This is a genomic window from Bacillus sp. Nf3 (assembly GCF_003028545.1).
In the GTDB taxonomy this organism is placed as follows: domain Bacteria; phylum Bacillota; class Bacilli; order Bacillales; family Bacillaceae; genus Bacillus; species Bacillus safensis.
Genome location: NZ_PYUA01000061.1, coordinates 1 through 610 on the forward strand (window position 1 = coordinate 1; position 610 = coordinate 610).

A 610-nucleotide genomic window follows, 5' to 3' on the forward strand; every position below is an offset into this window, starting at 1 on the left:
GCGGTCGGCAATGCGGTTCAGATTCTGCCGCTCGAACTCCTGCTGGCGCTTGGACGTCGCCAGCATGGTCGCGCCGATCGCGGCCACGCTCATGCCCAGCAGCAGGATCACGAACAACCGCCCGACCATCGAGGACAGGAAATGGCGCAGGCGATTCATCGTGGCTTATTCCAGGTTCACCGACGAAGCCAGCACGTAGCCTTCGTTGCGCACGGTCTTGATCAGGCCGTCCGGGCCGCCATCGTCACCGAGCTTGTTACGCAGCCGGCTGACCTGCAGGTCGATCGCCCGGTCCTGCGCCTCGTAGTTGCGGCCACTGCTGAGCGCGACCAGCTGCTCACGCGACAGCACCTTGTTGGCGTGGGCGATGAACACCCGCAGCAGGCGGAATTCGGCACCGGACAGCACCACCACGCGGTCATCCGGATCGACCAGGTGGCGATGCTCCAGGTCGAACACCCAGCGCGAGAAGCGCGCGCGGCGCACCGCCAGCGGTTCCAGGTTGGCCGGCAGCGCCTCGGTCCGGCGCAGCACGTTGCGGATGCGCGCCAGCAGCTCGCGCGGCTCGAACGGCTTGGCCAGGTAGTCGTCGGCGCCCATTTCCAGGCCC

General features: G+C 67.4%; 1 protein-coding gene. It reads right to left on the reverse strand.

Annotation, left to right across the window (positions count from 1 at the left end; all coding sequences use genetic code 11):
- Positions 1-165: 165 nt before the first annotated feature.
- On the reverse strand, positions 166-610 hold a 445-nt coding region (locus tag C9414_RS20850), incomplete at its 5' end, for a winged helix-turn-helix domain-containing protein (RefSeq protein ID WP_142398075.1).